Source organism: Candidatus Tisiphia endosymbiont of Micropterix aruncella (genome assembly GCF_965178575.1).
Lineage (GTDB): Bacteria > Pseudomonadota > Alphaproteobacteria > Rickettsiales > Rickettsiaceae > Tisiphia.
The window spans coordinates 1031162-1049211 of record NZ_OZ238268.1 but is presented as its reverse complement, the minus strand read 5'-3'; the positions used below and the strand labels follow the sequence as shown (position 1 = coordinate 1049211).

15 protein-coding genes are annotated in these 18050 nt (G+C 30.5%); 2 read left to right on the top strand and 13 right to left on the bottom strand.

The features are described 5' to 3' along the window. Positions 1–127: 127 nt before the first annotated feature. From ACN1AG_RS05215 to ACN1AG_RS05205, 3 genes are all read right to left on the bottom strand, one after another. Positions 128–2350 carry a tetratricopeptide repeat protein gene (locus tag ACN1AG_RS05215; protein ID WP_417904589.1) on the bottom strand — a complete coding sequence of 741 codons (2223 nt, stop codon included), beginning with the start codon at positions 2348–2350 and terminating at the stop codon, positions 128–130. Then, positions 2347–3699: a hypothetical protein gene (locus tag ACN1AG_RS05210; RefSeq protein WP_417904588.1), complete on the bottom strand. Its 1353-nt coding sequence runs from the start codon at positions 3697–3699 to the stop codon at positions 2347–2349. The genes ACN1AG_RS05215 and ACN1AG_RS05210 overlap by 4 nt, the downstream gene beginning before the upstream one ends. Positions 3700–4077: 378 nt before the next feature. Beyond that, positions 4078–5286 (bottom strand): ISNCY family transposase, encoded by a 1209-nt coding sequence (locus ACN1AG_RS05205; RefSeq protein ID WP_417904587.1) that lies wholly within the window; start codon positions 5284–5286, stop codon positions 4078–4080. Between the two features lie 130 nt (positions 5287–5416). On the opposite strand from ACN1AG_RS05205, the gene ACN1AG_RS05200 reads away from it, so the two are divergent. After that, positions 5417–6307, top strand: a complete 891-nt coding sequence (locus ACN1AG_RS05200) for an IS982 family transposase (protein ID WP_367363772.1) — start codon at positions 5417–5419, stop codon at positions 6305–6307. Between the two features lie 47 nt (positions 6308–6354). Here ACN1AG_RS05200 and ACN1AG_RS05195 read toward each other — a convergent pair whose 3' ends face one another. Then, entirely contained in the window at positions 6355–7245 is an 891-nt protein-coding gene (locus tag ACN1AG_RS05195) for an aminoglycoside phosphotransferase family protein (RefSeq protein ID WP_417904586.1), read from the bottom strand. Between the two features lie 93 nt (positions 7246–7338). Here ACN1AG_RS05195 and tatA point away from each other — a divergent pair, with 93 nt between their 5' ends. After that, entirely contained in the window at positions 7339–7494 is a 156-nt protein-coding gene (gene tatA / locus ACN1AG_RS05190; RefSeq protein WP_341747719.1) for a twin-arginine translocase TatA, read from the top strand. Between the two features lie 361 nt (positions 7495–7855). Here tatA and ACN1AG_RS05185 read toward each other — a convergent pair whose 3' ends face one another. The 9 genes from ACN1AG_RS05185 to ACN1AG_RS05145 all read right to left on the bottom strand — a co-directional run bounded on the left by ACN1AG_RS05185 (position 7856) and on the right by ACN1AG_RS05145 (position 17798). After that, positions 7856–9739 (bottom strand): DUF3857 domain-containing protein, encoded by a 1884-nt coding sequence (locus tag ACN1AG_RS05185; protein WP_417904585.1) that lies wholly within the window; start codon positions 9737–9739, stop codon positions 7856–7858. A gap of 77 nt (positions 9740–9816) precedes the next feature. Beyond that, positions 9817–10041: a DUF2674 domain-containing protein gene (locus tag ACN1AG_RS05180; RefSeq protein WP_341754271.1), complete on the bottom strand. Its 225-nt coding sequence runs from the start codon at positions 10039–10041 to the stop codon at positions 9817–9819. Positions 10042–10344: 303 nt separating this feature from the next. Continuing rightward, positions 10345–11274 (bottom strand): lipid A biosynthesis lauroyl acyltransferase, encoded by a 930-nt coding sequence (locus ACN1AG_RS05175; RefSeq protein ID WP_367363985.1) that lies wholly within the window; start codon positions 11272–11274, stop codon positions 10345–10347. Then, on the bottom strand, positions 11258–12370 hold the full coding sequence (gene lpxK, locus ACN1AG_RS05170; RefSeq protein WP_367363984.1) for a tetraacyldisaccharide 4'-kinase: 1113 nt from the start codon (positions 12368–12370) through the stop codon (positions 11258–11260). Before lpxK ends, ACN1AG_RS05175 begins: the two co-directional genes overlap by 17 nt. A gap of 4 nt (positions 12371–12374) precedes the next feature. Then, positions 12375–12692: a DMT family transporter gene (locus ACN1AG_RS05165; RefSeq protein WP_367363983.1), complete on the bottom strand. Its 318-nt coding sequence runs from the start codon at positions 12690–12692 to the stop codon at positions 12375–12377. A 4-nt stretch (positions 12693–12696) separates the two neighbouring features. Next, complete coding sequence (locus ACN1AG_RS05160; RefSeq protein ID WP_417904584.1) at positions 12697–13722, bottom strand: RP853 family protein; 1026 nt, start codon at positions 13720–13722, stop codon at positions 12697–12699. A gap of 14 nt (positions 13723–13736) precedes the next feature. Then, positions 13737–15218, bottom strand: coding sequence for a hypothetical protein (locus ACN1AG_RS05155; protein WP_417904583.1), 1482 nt, complete (start codon positions 15216–15218; stop codon positions 13737–13739). A gap of 363 nt (positions 15219–15581) precedes the next feature. Further along, positions 15582–16223, bottom strand: coding sequence for a hypothetical protein (locus ACN1AG_RS05150; RefSeq protein WP_417904582.1), 642 nt, complete (start codon positions 16221–16223; stop codon positions 15582–15584). Between the two features lie 3 nt (positions 16224–16226). Next, positions 16227–17798 (bottom strand): hypothetical protein, encoded by a 1572-nt coding sequence (locus ACN1AG_RS05145; protein WP_417904581.1) that lies wholly within the window; start codon positions 17796–17798, stop codon positions 16227–16229. Between the last annotated feature and the right edge of the window lie 252 nt (positions 17799–18050).

The following is an 18050-nucleotide window of genomic DNA, read 5'->3' as shown; positions in this document are numbered from 1 at the left end:
AAGTGTTTAATTACTCGAAACCCGAACCCAAAAAAGAACTAGAGAAAAGGTTTATTAATTGGATATTACAACAACGCATACAAAAAAAGTAAATTTGGGGCAAAAGTGAATATTTTATCAAATTTTATTAGTTCTTACACTTACTCAAAATATCTATACTTCTAAAGTGGGTTGCACCAAATTTTTCTATGAGTTGGGTGCTAAATTTTATATACCAAAATTTATTTGGTAAATTGCAAGTCGCTTTTGCTGCAGCCCAATACAGGTAGCTTACTTCATCGACATTTTTCATATTGTTCCGATAATTATTATAATATAATACTTCTGCTGAAGCATAGGATTCAGCCGCCTTTTCATTCTGACCAAGAGCTGCTAATGCATCTCCTTCTGCAACAAAAGCCTTTGCTAAATATGTGTCTGATGAAATGCTGATATCTTTATTAGGTCTAGCTGGGTCATTAATGAATATGGTTTTAGCCTTGCTGGCATAGTCTAGAGCTTTATTAGTATTACCTAAACCTAGCTCTGCTCTTGACATTTGGATAAAAATGCGACCAAATACTTCATGATCATCTTTTTTAGAGGGTTTATGCATATTATATAATTGTTCAACTTGAGCATAGGCTTCTTTATATTGGCTAAGAGCATTTAATATCTCAGCTCTAAGTACATAACTATTCGTAAATAATAAATTATCTTGGTGCAGCCTATTACTGAGAAATACATTTACAGCACCATTGATTTGTTCTAATGCTTTAGTATATTCTCCTAAAGTAAAAAGCAATTTTGCTTTCGCAACATATATATAAAAAAGTTCACTTTCGTCTACTAAACCATCACTAAACATCTTTTCAATTATCTGAATATTTTCTTGTGCCTTTTGAATTTGTCCTAATATAGTATAGGTCGATGCTAAGTTATACAATATATTGTATCTATAAGAATTATACCCTTTTATACCTTTAAAAACTTCTTGTGCTTTTTTATAATATTCAAGTGTTACATTGTAATCTGAATATTTGCTTTTATAATATGCAGCTATTAATCCTAAATACCCAGCATATATGCGTTTCTCATTATTATTCATAAATAATAATTTTAACTTACCCTCTTTATCATTTTTATTAAACCACTCAACTAGTTTTTCTGCATTATAATAATCAAAAATATTAAGATAACTATTAAGTACATGAAATCTTAATTCCATCACTTTATACATATTTATATTATATTTTTGTGCGTTCTTTAGAATTATTTCCATGTTTTCCCTAATGGTTTTTGTGTTTCTAAAAATACGTCCCTTAAGTACATTTTTTGGTATTCCATCCATTAACTTAGTAATAATATCTTCTAGATAACTTTTATTATTCTTATTTCCATTTAGTTCCATGATCTTATTAGCAATAACATCATGCATTTCAAAAACAGGATTGGTTTCATTTGGATCAGTATTAGAAATTAAAGCAAATTTAGACAGTTGATAAATATCATCATCAATGGTGTTTTTGTCATCAGCAATAATCTTCAATAGTGCCTTGGAAAAAGCTTGGTTATTGATTAAAGCTATCTTATTCAGTAATCTTTTAGCATTTGGTTTTAATTCCTTAATTGCTAAAACAATGTTTGATTTAATTTTATCAGCAGAATCTCGTATCCTCTTTTTATATTCTTCTTGATTTAAACCCGGTACTTGGTTCAATAACTGTGTACCTTGTACTATCAATATAGGATAACCAACAAATTCTTGAACTAAAAATTCTGCTAGTTTAGGATCATCTTTTTCTAAAATATTATTAGCAAGAGTAATAGCATCATTTTTTTCAAATGCCGTCATTTTGACTGTATTAGGTAATAGCTCATAATCCTGGGAAGCAAAAATAACATGACCATTATGTTCCCAATTAATAAATTCTTGCACCTTATGATTTTCTTTGATCTTTAAATTATCAAATACTAACAACCATTTATTCTTACTAGATAAGTAAGACAATACTTCTTTTTTTGCTGTTCTTACATCTTCTGATATTAAAGTCTTAGTTTTTTCATTAATTGATTTTGCTAGTTTTAGAAACTCTTCATTAATATCTAAATTACAATCAATAAACCAAATTACATCATAATTATTTTTATGCTCATAGGCATACATTCTTGCAAGTTGAGTCTTGCCCATACCACTAATGCCAACGAAACCTGTTTGTCTATATTTGATCAAATTATTCTTAGCTAGAGTTAATTGTTTAACATGATCAACAAAATAACTAACTGGTATAACAAGATTAGATATTGCCGCTTGAGCAACTGATGTATAAGGCATTATTAATACCATTATTATTAATAAATATTTTTTCATTTTTTCTTTCTAATATTATTCACATATTTAGTAAAATCTAACACTTGCTCTTGTTTTTGTACTGATTTATTTATTACTATAGGATAAATAATCTCAACTATATTAGATTCATCAGTAGAAGATACACTGTACTCAAACTTATGCTCCTTTAGAGATTTGAATATTTTACGACAGCTAAGTAGAAATACATCCATATATTCTAACACTATAGTTTCAGATATATCAACCATTCTTTCTTCATTTAAAGGGAAACTGTCATATTCAATAATAACTTTTTTTTCGGTAAAGCTTATTTCCATTATTTTAGGAACTTCACTTTGTCTATCCATAAATTCCATTAAATTAAAAATAAGGCTAAAAATTAACTGATAAAAAACTTCGGTCGCACAATTAATGTTAATTGTATCTATAGTTTTTTTTATCTTTAAAGCTACTCTAATAAAATAAGGTGAAAAATATTCTTTTAAAGACTTAGTTAAATTTACTATATTTATTTTTTCAGGAGATGTATCATATAAGCACATTGGAAATAAATAGTTACTTGGGGATATATTCTGAATTATTTTCTCATCACCTAGTATTATCCCCATTTCTTGCTTGATATACATCTCAGTTGCTTTTTTTATAAAGAGCTTCTTTAGTTTTTGATTAATTTTTTTGTTGCTCAGTAGCGTATTATTAATCTTCCTTTCTTCGTGTAGGTCATGTTCTAATATGGACAATCTTTCTTCTATTATTTTTGTTATTTTTAAATACAAATACAAAAATAACAAACAAATAAAAAAAGTTGAAATAGCCGTTATCAAAGTATTTTTATATATTTTTCTTCTATTCAAAAGATAAAAACTAGAATTTTTGTTAACTCCGACTTTTATGGTTAAAACTGTGTTTAAATCAATTGGATAATCTTTTATTATATTAAAATTTTGCTTATAGTCTAAACCAAATGCAACACTATAATCATTGATTATGATTGCATAACCTATGAAATTGGGGAATATTCTATTTAAATTCTCCCTTAGTTCTTGTAAATCAAATATAAAATCTTCTGCTGAATTTCTGATAGAAATTGTATATGGTTTATTTTTTATTGTATTCTCGCTTATACCATTATTTGTTCTTGAAAAATTTTTAAATAAAAAAAAAGTTTTATTATCGCTAGATTTATTGAAGACTGTTGTTAAATCATGAAATAATAAACTACCAACACTATCTAAATAACCAGTAAGCATTAATTTCTCTTTTTCTTTTTGTAGATGTAAAAGGTAAATATAAAAACCAATATTAAAAAATAAAAACATAATAATAGCAATAATGAACGGTTTGAATTGTTGTATTAATTGTTGCATAATATTAGTTTGAATCAAAAAGACTTGTACTCGATCTATTGCATTTGATAGTTTATAACTTACTATAACAATTTACAAGTTGTTAATTATATCAATATATGTTGTAAATATATTCCATCAATTGCAATGTGATAAATTGTACAGCAAATTAGCAAGTTTGCAAGTCATAACGTCCTCGCTGTCAATAACATTCTAAAATGTCCGGGTTTTGTAACAAGGTAATTGTCCGTTTTATTGTGAATCTTTTTTTTAAAATTCTTAAAAAATATTTTTTAAAATTTAGATGGTTGTGGTTGTGGAATTGTGGGAAACTTCGTTAGAAGTTATCCATAATTCCACAACCAGTTAAAGTTAGTGATTCACAATAACTAGCTCCCTTTACGCTGCAATATTGACGCTATCAGCCTTTTTGCTTAACTCCACAATTACCTTGCCACTTGCATCATATTTTGCTACTCTCCTAGCACCATGGAAAATAGCCAGTTCTCCATTGGTGTATTCATGTATCATTACTCTACATTTTACATAATGATACCTCTGGTCATTACTTGGGATTTGCAAGAGCTTTTTGTTATAGGAAACAGTATTATCTTTTGCTACTACTCTTTCCTCTTGAATCGATAATACATCTTGTAAATCCCTCCCAGTATAGGGGATAAACGCACTCTCCTTAAGCTCTGGGGTCACGCAAAACTGCTCATTATATTCTGGAACAAAAACTTCCTTGAGATAACAATTTGCCTCTCTAATCGTTCTAATACCAGCTACTCTGAATTCTTGTGGTAACCGCTTCTGAAGAGAGCCAAACATCCTCTCTGACCTACCTCTCGCCTCTGGGGAATAGGCATGGATAAGCTGAATGCCAAGTTGCTTGCACGCTCTTCCTACTTGTGTCGGGTTATTCTTATCTACCTTACCACCGGCTATTGCCGTGTAAGCATAATGGCTACCTCTATCCACATACAGAGAACTAAATAACCCTTTAGCTTCTATGACTTCTGTCAGGGCTATAAAACAACTTGCTGTTCCTTCTTCCTCTATTAAAAATGCTGAATATATTTCATTGCTAGCATCGTCCATTGTCACTATCAAGTCCGGATGATACCCTAGTCCATAAATCCACTCATGGGTAGAACCATCCTGATGCAGCATCATGCCAACCATGGACTTCCTAGCTCTTTTAAGACGATGGTGAGGCTTCTTATTAATAAGTTTACTTACTAATCCACATCCTTGCAGCGATATCCTAACAAAATTATAACTATGCTTAAATTTATGTTTCTTTACTAGCTGTTCATGAAAATGCTTAGATGTAAAATCATAGTATGTTTCTTCGTATAATTTTAGCATTTGCTCTACTTCATCTACTGCTACTTTGTTAGGTGGCATATGACCTATCCTTCTATCTAACAGACCAAAAAATCCACTTTCTTCATACCTCACTTTCTTTCGTCTAAATGTTCTCTCTCTACATCCTAATAAATCTGCTGCAACTTCGTTGCTAATTTCTCCTCTATCGTATCTGTCGTATATTTCTTCAAATCGCATTTTTATAACCTCTTGTAATATTTTTGTCTTACTTGGCATAACCTCTCTCTTCTATTGTTATTACGTCAGTTCGGGATAAGATATAGATGAAATAGTAATAGATAAAAGGATTGTCAAAAAGGAGTGCCTGCAGTATTTATATTTTTAAACAAAAAAACAAACTACAGGCATGAAAAAAGATATCACAGAATTATATAGTTTTATAGATGATTTTTGTAAAATTTATTTGGAGTATGAACAGAGAAAGTTATTACCATCAAATAAGCAGAGAAATCGCTGTTGTAGCATGAGTTTAAGTGAAATGTTAACAATAATAATTATGTTTCATACATCCTATGCTAAGAATTTTAAATTTTTCTATAAAAGTTATATAGAGTGCATGCATAAGGATGATTTCCCTAAAGCCTTGAGTTATAATAGATTTGTTGAATTAATGGCACGATTATTCATACCGCTAAATATGTTGATTCATTTGTTGTTTGGTGAAGAAACAGGTATTTATTTTATTGACTCTACAACGATTAAAGCTTGTCACAATAAAAGGCGTTATAGCAATAAAGTTTTTAAAGGATTAGCCAAACATAGTAAATCCTCTATGGGGTATTTTTATGGTTTTAAATTACATGTAATAATCAATAATAAAGGGGAGTTTATGGCATTAAAAGTGACCAAAGGCAATGTAGATGATAGGGTTCCAGTACCGGAGTTAACAAAAAGATTAACTGGAATTATAGCAGCTGATAAAGGTTATATTAAGCAAAATTTGTTCTTAAATTTATATGAAAGAGGCTTAAAAATGATTCATGGAATTAAGAAGAATATGGAAAATAAATTAATGGATTTGAAAGAAAAAATCTTACTTCGAAAGCGTAACTTAATTGAAACAGTTTTTGATTATCTAAAAAATAAAATGAACCTTGAACATACTAGACATAGATCACCAATAAATGCCTTTGTCCATATATTATCTACTCTTGTTGCTTATTCATTAAAGAAAAATAAACCTTCAACAAAATTTGATTTTAATCTACATGTTCTCAATATCCTTATCCCGAATTGACGTAATGTTCAGAAAGACAAAATTATTTTTTTCACTACCAAACAACTTCAGCTACCAATTACTTTCGTATTAACAAGCAGATTATCAAAAATTTTTGTAAGATCTGCTAACATAAGCCCGTCAAAACCATCTTCCAAAGCCCAAACCCAAGAAAGTACAGATTGGACAAAACACCAATCGCTAATTCGCTCCGTATCTAAATCCAAGAGAGTCGCAAACTTAGTGATGCGATTTGCAATAATACTCTCAGCATCTTCTAAAGCAAGAAGTTCAGGGAGAGGATTACGAATAAATGCTGCTACCTCATATGCTTGCTCGCCGATAACTCCTTTAGGATCAATAACCACCCAATCATCACCATTTTGTAGAATATTATCATGATGTAAGTCACCATGAAGTAAAACTAACGTTGACGATGTACCTAGTAATTTATCTCGCAATTGTCTAGCTTTTTCTAAGTAGTAAGTTGGCACATCCCATTCTTTATCTAATACTGCCAGCCAATCTGTGACATAAGGAAAACCTTCTGATGGCAAAGGTGCATAGTGTAATCTTTTCATTACATTACATGCTATTTTAATAGCCTGATAATCTTCTGCAGGAAAATAGGATTTTAATGATATACCAGGAATAGCCCGCTCAAGTAATAGTAAGCTAGGGCTTTCAGCTAAAACCTTAACACTGCCAAATCTAGACAAAACCTTTAAAGCTGCTGATTCTCTCTTAAGTCCAGCAATATCTAGCCCCAACTTTAAGATAATTGGCTGATGACCTTGAAAGCCTGCTAAAACATAGTGGTAACTCAAGTTTTTAATAGGATTTAAACTAGACAAACCGTACTCCTTAGCCAATTCATCCACAATTCTTGGTAAATCATCTAACCAAACCTTACCTTGATCGCCATAGATATTAGTGATGTTAGTTTTTAATCTTTTCATGCTGATAAACTTATATTTTTTTATGCTAGATCAAATTAACTATTTACTATAGTATTACAGTAGTTTTAACTTAAAACTTACAAAATTGATATTATGGGAATGAGCTTCAGTCACTTATTAGTGATCTTGTTAATTATCTTAGTGTTATTTGGTGCTGGTAAATTGCCTCAAGTGATGTCAGATCTTGCAAAAGGTCTTAAAGCTTTCAAGGAAGGAATGAAAGACATTGATAAGAAAAAAGATGAATAACCTGTTTTGCTAGGTGATGTGAAGATTTCTATCTAATGGTTTTATCGATCGTTATTTTCGTTCTCGAATCCGTAACGGAATTTAGTACGCTACGGTTTTGTGCTTACTATTACCCACATCTTTGGATTCGTGGGACGTCATCCTGAATTTATTTCAGTATCTAGAAAATCAAGTAGTTAGTAAAAATTATCGTAAGTAAGATTGACAAATCATCCTTACGACAATTTTAAGTCCTTCGATCCCGGATCGAGCGTTCGTACCGAAGGCTCTCACTTGCCTAAGATGACGCCGCTGACTTAAACCGGACACTAGTGTACCGAAGCGGGAATGACATTACCTTGACAGCAAGGGATAATTATATTCATTCAATAACTATCGCAGCTCGCTCAAACTTATTCTCTAAATTGCTTTTAAGGTTTTTATACTGAGGAGTTTTTAACTCTTCATTGGTAATCAAACTTTTTCTTATGGAGATTATATCTGTAAATTCGGTATCTTTATTTTGATATTTACATGATCTATTGACATATATCCACGGAGTATCAACCTCAAAGTTTAATTTTTTACAGTCTTTAATTATAATATTTTTTATAATTATATGTCTTGTGTTAGTGTTAGGTATACCTATAAAAAGGTCTGATACTTGGTCAAAAGCTGTATTTGTAATATCCTTCATTTCATACAATTTTAACCTTAAACCAGACCCCTTATTGGTTTTAAAAATTCGGTTTTTTTGCTGAAATGCATATTTAATTGTAAGATCCTTAACAATACGAGAAGTAAGGTCAGGTAATTCTAAAAATTTCTTGTCTTCTTCATCAAGATATACTCCTGTCAACATGTGGAAAGTAATATCTCTTAGCTGTTCATTTGATTCATATAACCCAGCACCTGTTATATTTACTGCTTCTTCTCCTTTCAAATCAAGCTGACCTTGCACATCTACAATATTATTTCTTATTACGAACTCATTGTGTATTATAGCTTGTGAATTTTGATAGGCTATTTCAGGAATTTTGGTATAACCTGCTTGTTGAATATCTAATACCAAGGCTAACTTACCTGCAACATCCGGAAAAATTCCTTGTGCCATACTAACAAAGTTTGTTGGGTCAATCCAATATATTTTTCCATTTTTATTAGCTATTTTAAGCATCACATGATTAAAATTTCCTATGTTAGGTAGTGCATTTGGGTTAGAAAAATTAGTAATACCTCGCATTACTAAAATGGGTTGAACCTTAAACCCAAGCTTTTGCAAGATAGCAGCAGTACTTGCAGAAAAATCTTTGCAATCACCAATTTGAGAAGTAGCAATCTTTTCTAAATCTCTAGGAAAATATTGACCTGATACTGTTCGCCAATCACCCATATATTGGATTTTCTCAGCTAATGAAGAAGTGACAAAATTAATTTTTTCTTCATCGGTATTTTTATCTAGAGCAGATTCCGCTATATTCATGAAGATTGTAGGAAGTGGTTGATTGATTACCTTAAAATAGCCAGGAGCAAGTTGTTTAGCCAAATCTTGCCATTTAGTTAAGCTTGATAAAGATACCCAAGTGCTGTGCTTAATATTTAATATACCCTTACCTGGTTCATTGGTCAATTGATTATAAACAGGTTTCTCTAGGATAATCTCTGCCGAATGAAAGTCACTTTCAGCATCGGTAATAACTTTTAATACGCCTTTTGGGTCGTTTACTTTGATATTTAGAGGTAATTTGGAATTAATCTTAGTATGATCTGCTCGCAAGTAGCCTTCTGTACCATAAAATAAAGTAGTACCATAAAAATGGTCTACAGGAACTTTCGTTTTAACAAACTTATATTTTAAGTATATTTCTGCACCAAGTTCCACTTTAGGGAATGAGATAGTTATCTGATTTAATTGATCAAAACCTTGTCCAAAACTAGCTAGCGGTTTATCCTCAATCATATCTTTAGAAACTACATATTCTTGTCCATTATAAATAGTCCTGGCTTCTAATATAGAGATATGGGAACTATAGTTATTATAAGTCAATCTATATTGAGAGAACTCACTACGCCCTGATTCTTTTAGTATTTTTGCGTGCATTTCCGTTATTTCTTCAGAAGTACCATCTTGGTTAATAGTAATATTGTTGTTACACAATTTTATTTCAACAGGAGCATCTTCGTAGTTACTCCATCTTCCTTGAGCGGAGTAGTTTATTAAAAATACCAATAATATTAAACGAAGACAAAATTTTAAATAAGTCATTATAAATAATCCTAAAAGAGTATAGTCTAGTTAATAACAAAGCCCATAAGGTTTTATACACTAAAAAATAGAGACCACTAAGTAAAAATGATCTTTTTTCTTGGAGGGATATAAACAATTTTTTCTTGGTCATTTATATTATTGTCATAATTCATTTTTTCCATGACACCAATAAAATAATTACCATGTGGCATTAGTTTTACTATTGCCCAACCGTCCATAATAGATTGAGTAATTTTATCTAAATCAGATTTGTTTTCAGCGAAAGATATAATCTTTTGATGGGGTTTTACCCTTGTCATAATCTTATTTTTTATTAATTTTAATTTCTTATATAGCTAACCCGAAAAGGTTTAAGGCATAGTAATGGTAATAGCCGATGTCATTCCCGCGTAGGCGGGAGTATAAATACGATCTTACGATGTCACCCCTGCGAAGGTAGCGGGGTCTAAAATAACTTAATACAACCTATCTTGGTTATTTTTTTAGATTCCGCACCGAAGCAGGGATGACATCGCTTCTAGCTAAGCTAAGATTAACATATATCTAAAACCTTTTCGGGTTAGCTATAGGCTGATTATTGCATATTTGTTAAGTAATTGCAATTACTTAACCTTCGGATATTTATTATGTTTCTTCTTCCATCTATTATGAAACCAAAACCATTGACCTGGATTTTCTTTAACCCAATTACCTAAAATTTGGTTAATGGTAAACATTATATTATAACAATCTGTTTTACTATTATTAGTTTTTTGTAATTGTATTGGTGGATGGATAATAGCTTTAAAATAACTATTATTACTATTAGTGCGAACCACTTGTAATGGTACAATCGGGTAGCCGAATTGTAAGGCAATTTTAGCAATTGCGTGAGCAGTCATGGCCGGCTGGCCTAAAAATGGTACTTCAATGCCATTATTCATTTTTTGATCTACAAGCATGCCAATTGCATATCCTGATTTGATTGCAGATATGAGATCTCTTGCCCCCTTTTCTCCTTTTGGAATTAGCTTTATATCACTAGTTTTACGCGTATTATTAATTAGCTTATCAATATAAGGATTATTTAATTTACGATAGATAATAGCAAACTTAGGATAAAATTTATTTATAATTTTAAGTGCAAAATCCCAATTAGCAAAATGCCCCGTAAATAATAAGAAAGGTTGGTGTGATTTCTGAAATTCTATTATATTATCAAGTCCGCTTATTTCTACCCTTCTAGATAATTCTTCCTCTGACATATTATTAATATATGGAAATTCTCCTATAAAACTGCTAAAATTATCCCATACTTGATTAATTGTTGTTTGAGTCTCCACGCTTAGACCATTTGTCTGATTCTTGCCAAAAATATTTTGAACATTTTCTTTTGCAATTTTATTGACTGGCAATAGAGGTCCTATTTTCCTTGCTATATACCGACAAATTTGTACAGATTTGTCGATACCAAATGCTCCTAGTATCTTTAGTACTATTAAAACGAAAAAATACTCAAGCAAATACCTAATATTTTTAAAGAATTTTTTCATATATTAAATCTACTAATAATTTTTGATTATTTAGTAATAAATGTACATCACAACATATTACTGACAAGTCAGTATCACATATTTTTACGTAATCTTTTCTAGTTGTTATTAGAAGAGAATTAGATTTTTCTGATTGTTCTTTTAAATAGTCTAAATCTTCTTCACGATATTGATGATGATCCGGAAAAATTTTATTACCGACTAACTGCAATCCATAATTTTCTAATGTAGAAAAAAACCGTTCCGGATTACCTATACCACTAAAGGCAAAATAGCTCTTTGTTTTATCTATGTCTATAGCTGGAACTATTTGGGCTTGAAAAAAGGGAAGCTCCTTATGTAAGAAAGAAGAAACAACATTAGACTTATTGCATAACTCTACTTCTGTTGGTAATTTATACGTCGATCCGGTACTCAAATCCTCACGTACACTTGCCGTACTGCTTGCGGTTTTCCGCTCCGTATCTACTATAAATTCCGGAGCAGCAGCGAATTCTGCAAGAAGTCTATTACTAGAACCGACGAGAATAACTATATCCGCTTTTTCAATAGCTTGTTTAGGATACTCACGCAAAGGACCGGCTGGAATTAACAATTCGTTGCCAAATAACCTGTCAGCATCAACTGACAGAATAACAATATCCTTATAAAAATTAGGATTCTGCATTGCATCATCTACTATAATCACCTTTGGTTTAATCCTTTTTATAAAAGGTAGTATATATTGAATTTTCTTGCTAGCTATGACTTTACCATATTTTAATAGCATTACTGCTTCATCCCCGACATCTAGTACTGTATGATGTGGTTCAACTAACAACGCTGTTTGCAGTTTACTGCCATAACCTTTAGTAATAATTATAAAATCAATATTAATAGCCTTCAACATTTCCGCAAGGAAGATCACTATTTGAGTTTTACCAGTACCTCCAATGCTTATATTACCGACACAAATTACTTTACAAGGAAATATTATAGGGCGTGCAATTATTTTTCTTAAATAACTAGCAAAAAGATATAACCAACTTAGTGGTAATAATAAATATGCTATAATGTTCTTGGTGTGCCAAAATTTAGGATAAATAAGCCTGATCATAAGTTTAAGACAACTTAAGCCCTATCATAGAAATTATCATAGTCGTAATAAAGAAAACTCGTATGGCAGAGTATGACTCGTTAAAACACACCATCCCTACTATTACTGTTCCTACAGCTCCGATACCAGTCCATATAAGATAAGCAGTACCAAGAGGAAGTTTATCTAGAGTTTTACTTAGACAAACAAAACTCAATATAGAAAAAATAATAAAAGCTATAATGGGTTTTACTTTGGTAAAACCATCTGACAATTTCAGCGATATAGAGAAACCTACCTCAAATAATCCTGCAAGTATAAGGAGAACCCAAGTTACTAGCATATTGTTACCTTTGTTTAATTTGCCCTGAAGATTTGCTATTTTTGTTATTTTGTAAAGATTTTTTACTAGGTAAGTTAACCGATACCTGATCTTTTATTATATTTAATTTGTTAGATTTTAGATCAACTACCGACTTTATTTGACTATCTAATTTTTGTATGGATACATTATGCTCTACTGCTTGCTGTTGAGACAAGAATTCCTTATTATTTTTCCATAAATTAGCTTTTAGAGTGGTAATTTTTTCTTCTTGGACACTCATGGATTTATCCTGACTCAGAATTACCCCGCCAATTTTCTCGCCGATTTTGGGAGCATATTCTATGGCTAGAATAGACGCTGGTACTACCATAAAAGCAAATGTTGCACCAGCTGTTGCAACACTGATAGCCCCAACTGCTAGAACAGAAATGGCAGTTATAATTTTACTAGTTGCTTGTTTAAATATTTCAATTTTCTTATTATGTTTTACTGCAACATTTACTATTCTATTAATTTCTAATCTAGCATTAGTGCTGACTTCCTTTGGGTTTTGATATTTTTTCACCGCATGCATTACCGTTGTACAAAATATTTCTGGTTCAAGCTGTATAAAATTTGTTAATTCATAACTATTCCTTGCTGCCAGTAAATCTTTTAACACTTGTTTTATTACTTTTCTCTCTTCAGAATTTGCCTTACCAAAATTTGTACTTATTAGTGTATCAATTATTATATCTTCTGATTTGTTTAGAATATTATCTCTATCTTGATATTCTACTGCATCAGGAGAGATTGCTACCGAAAATAACATTAAAACTGTTGAAAAACTATCATCCGTAATAACTTTCTGACCGAGAAAAACTCTTAATTTACCAATACAATTACTTATATGGACATCAATCTCAGGTGTTGATTTAAGTCTAATTTCGTAATCAATAACTATTATATTAGCAAGTGTTAAACACGCATGTTTTGTTATATTATTAAATAACTCTTCACTTATTCTTTTTTTACATATAGAAATGTTTATACTGCTAAAGATGTTCATTAGTCTTTGACTCTTTATTTTTTAACATGAGAGTGTTTTTTTACAAATGAAGCTATCGTATCCTCAAAAAAAATAAACTTTTCATTTAGTAAATTAATTTGCTTTATTTTTTCATCTTCAGTTAAGAAAGAATATTTAATACTATTAGACACTATTTCTTTTAGCTTATCATAAGATGGCTTGTAGCGAGTGACAAATTTTAAATATTCATCCGTTAAATTATTACGTGATACCCCTGGATCATCAGTAGAAATTGCAATTGGTACTCCATACCGCATATAAAGTCTCACTGGATGATCGTTACCTTGTACTCCTAGTAACGTTTCATTACTAGTCAAATTAATTTCTACAAGTATATTTTTGTTTAATAATGTATTTATTAATTGGTAGGGGTTAGATTCGTGCATAATATCGACACCATGTCCTATACGGTTTGCCTCTGCCACATTAACCGCATCATTAATATGATAACTCAATTCTTCAGGAGTAACTTGCCCTAAAGTAAGCTCTCCCGCGTGCAGCGACAATTTTACGTTAGGAAATTTTTGTTTTAAGAAACGAAACATTTTCATATGCAACTTATAATCACGTAAAGCAATAGGATGAGCCTCATTACCAACAATGTTAACTCCAACAAATTTGGTATTATTTTTGACCATTAAAAACGCTGAATATAATCCGGAAAATATCAGCGATGGTTTGTTGAAACGTAGTACATATGGTTGAAATCGCATACTAAAATCATCATCATCAATATCTTGGGAGTTAGATACGATTTCACGTAAATTTTGAACAATTTCATTTTGTATAATGCTATCTTTATCTAAAACATCAACAGCCTGCCTTAAAACGCTATTGATAGTAGTATCATCTGTATTACTTGTTAGTTGATTAATCTTATCAAGTGCAGGATTGAAACTAGTTGGGGCTAGGAACAATATAGTTTCAACATATTGGATATTTTCTGATTTAGCTCTTAGCTTCAACAAAGTCAAACTACTTTTGACATCTACTGCTTCTATTGGGGCTAAATATCCAAAAACATTAAAGAAATGTTTTAATCCATCTTCTTGAGTATAATCATGGTCGTAAAAGAATTTACCATATGACCAGTGACGTAAAATGGTGGTATATAGATCATAATTATCTTGCAGAGCAGTAACACTAAGGCATGTTTTATTTGGTTTATTTTTTTGCACTTGATAGCTATTCTTATCTATATAAAAACCGGCCTTACTAATAAAATCTAAATAATTTTCAGCATATATAGCTCCACTAAAATGATGATGTAACTCCCCTCCTTTGGGTAATAAACTTAAAAACATATTAAGCTCTGCCATATCGTTACCGGATATTAAATTATGGTAATATTTACTAGTAGCGATATAATCTTTTGTTTCTTTTGATGAGGAGTTACTAGCCATCGTCACTTCTGCAATAAAAATAATATTTAAAATAAAAATAACTCTTATTAACTTTTTTACAATAATATTCATATACTTCTCTAAGATTTATTACTCGATAATCAAGTTTTTTTCTGAAGGCTACAATTCATGGCAGTTTATGTCACCCCTTCCTACGATGTCACCCCTTCCTACGATGTCACCCCTTCCTACGATGTCACCCCTGCGAAAGCAGGGGTCTAAAAAAGTCTAACAAACCCTCTTGGTCTATTTTTCTAGATTCCGTACCGAAGCAGGAATGACATAAACCCTACATCCCCCTTCACAGGGATGACATCTTCTCAGCTTCTTTTCATGACTTCTAACATGCCATGAATTATAAACTTCAATAAAAACTTGATTATCGAATATTAATAATTTTGTTATAAAATATATAATAACTACTTAAGGTTACAATTACTTATTTGCCGTTATTTCTCTTATACGCATGTTAAGTTTTGTAAATATCATATCAGGTGTTCTTTCTGTTGATAGTTTATAAACAACCTTGGGTTCTAATACATCTTCTTTCTTTATGTCTATAGATAATACAATAGTATTCTCCGGCATACAAGAGTAGATTTCTCTTATAATTGTCAAGAAAGTTGCAAAATCTTTAGTAGCAAATCTTATATAAACATCATAATTCTTTATCCTTATAGTATCCTGCTTTGTTCCCACCATTGGGTTAATACCACTTAAGAATTCTTGTTTAATTAATATAGTAATAGGCTCATTTAAGTTGTATTTTTTTGAAAAACTATCAATTGTTGTTATTAACCTTGCTCGTGCTAAACAACTTTGTCTAGCAGAAATAGATAATAATTTCGAATATCTTGCATAAGTTTCTAGTATTTTATTTTTGGAATTTATTATAGAATACAACTTTAACGTTTCTTGAGCTAGAGATTCTTCTATATTTTGATTCTTGGCAATTGACTCCATATAATCTTTATTAATACTTTGCAGTAACCAAAAAATAGTAGAAATACACAAACAACACATAATAAACTTAAAGAATATAACATTTTTTAGATGAACAATAAAATTTTTAAGCATCTCTTATCCTTTTTTCTTAGTAATAATGACCTCAGCAGGTATTACTACTCTATTAGGTAACTCTAATATTTGATCAGTAAATATTGTAAAATTAATATCCATATTGCTAAATATTTTACTAAAATTTGCAATTTCTTGTTTTAATATCTGAGTAGCATCTTCAACTAGCATATCAGTAACGATAAGTTTTAATGATATCTCGATTTGTATATACTGATTAGATGATAATAACGTATTATCTAGATCTGACCTTTGCCATTTAATCTCCTCTAGGTGCAGATTAGGTGGTAAATTTGTTAAAAACTTTTCTAACGAGTCAAATGGCGTTGGTACAGGGATTTGCAATAATGCTTCAAATACGTATAAATCAGCTAAATTAGTGGTATTTTGAATATATGGATAGGTTTGCTTAACATTATAATAATCTTGTTCAGCACTAAAATAGTGTGAATTTAAAAGATCCAATTCCCTGTAATTTGCTATGGTTTTAATTTTGATAACGCATGCAGCAAATATCAATACTATTATTATAGTGATAAATGGTTTAAAAATTAAAGAACTGATAATATTGAGTTTAGCTATGGATTCTAAATATTTGTTAGAGGCTAGAAAGCTTTTTTGTTCATTAAATAACTTGATAACCATTTCATCTGAAAATTTGCTATTATCATCTAATATACTGTTAGACTTACATATTACTGGATGTTCACCAAAACTGGATTGTTCTAATAACAACTTTAGACTTTGGTCTGCTATAAGAATTATACAAACTTTAAGGGTTAAACTATCAATATAGCTTTTATAAGATATCAAACAATCTTCCACTTCTTGTTCAATTATACCTTGAATATATAAGTCTGACTTATCAGCTGGATAATCAAATGTTTGAATTGAGATTATATTACCTTGTTGTTTAACAACAAGTTTAATACCGTTTGTACTTAAAATACATACAAAAATTTGTAAATATTCACTATATTTATTATTTTCAACATTTTTTACAATTTTATCTATAATTGTTTTCCATTCCAAAGCTAAAAAATAAATCCCACCAAACTTTTGCCTCTTACTTGCTAGAAGATTCTCAAGTAGCTTACTTAAAGGTGGGGTATAAGGAGTAGATACCAGCAAGGTATTCCACACCTCACTATATTTGGTATTGATGTTATAGACATTGTAAGCAACTATATCATCTATAGAAAAATACTCCTCAATAAACTTTTCTACAGGATTGGTTTTTACTATTGAATGTAGTACAGGTACTATATCATGGCGTACTTCACATGCAGAACCGCTTAATAAGAAGAAAACGTAACAGTTTTTGAATTTACCAAAAAATTCTTTATAGGAGTCTAAATTATCTTGGTTTTCAGCAGGGACAAATAAAGTATCCACAACTTTATCGTGTATTAAAGCACAAAGAAATGTACCTTTACCTCCTATTAAAATAATAATATTTCTTTTATATAAAAAATATACCACCAATTCATGTAGTTTTTTTAGTAAAACTTGTAGTTTGGGTAGTTTGGATATGTTAATCATGTAACTAATACTTAGACTTAAATATTTAAACATAGACTATTATAACAGCAATTATCTTTCCACTAAGCGGATTTAGTATTTTTTTACGATTTATCTATAAAAAAATATTAAACATTGATTAAATAATTACAATATTATCCGTTTTAAACGGATAATAGCTATATGAATGATATAGATACAAAATCTTAAATTAACCTCAGTTTGATGTAATAAATTAATAATAAGCTCAGTATCATTAGGGGTGATGTCACCCCTGTCTACGCAGGTGTGACATCCGAAGGTACA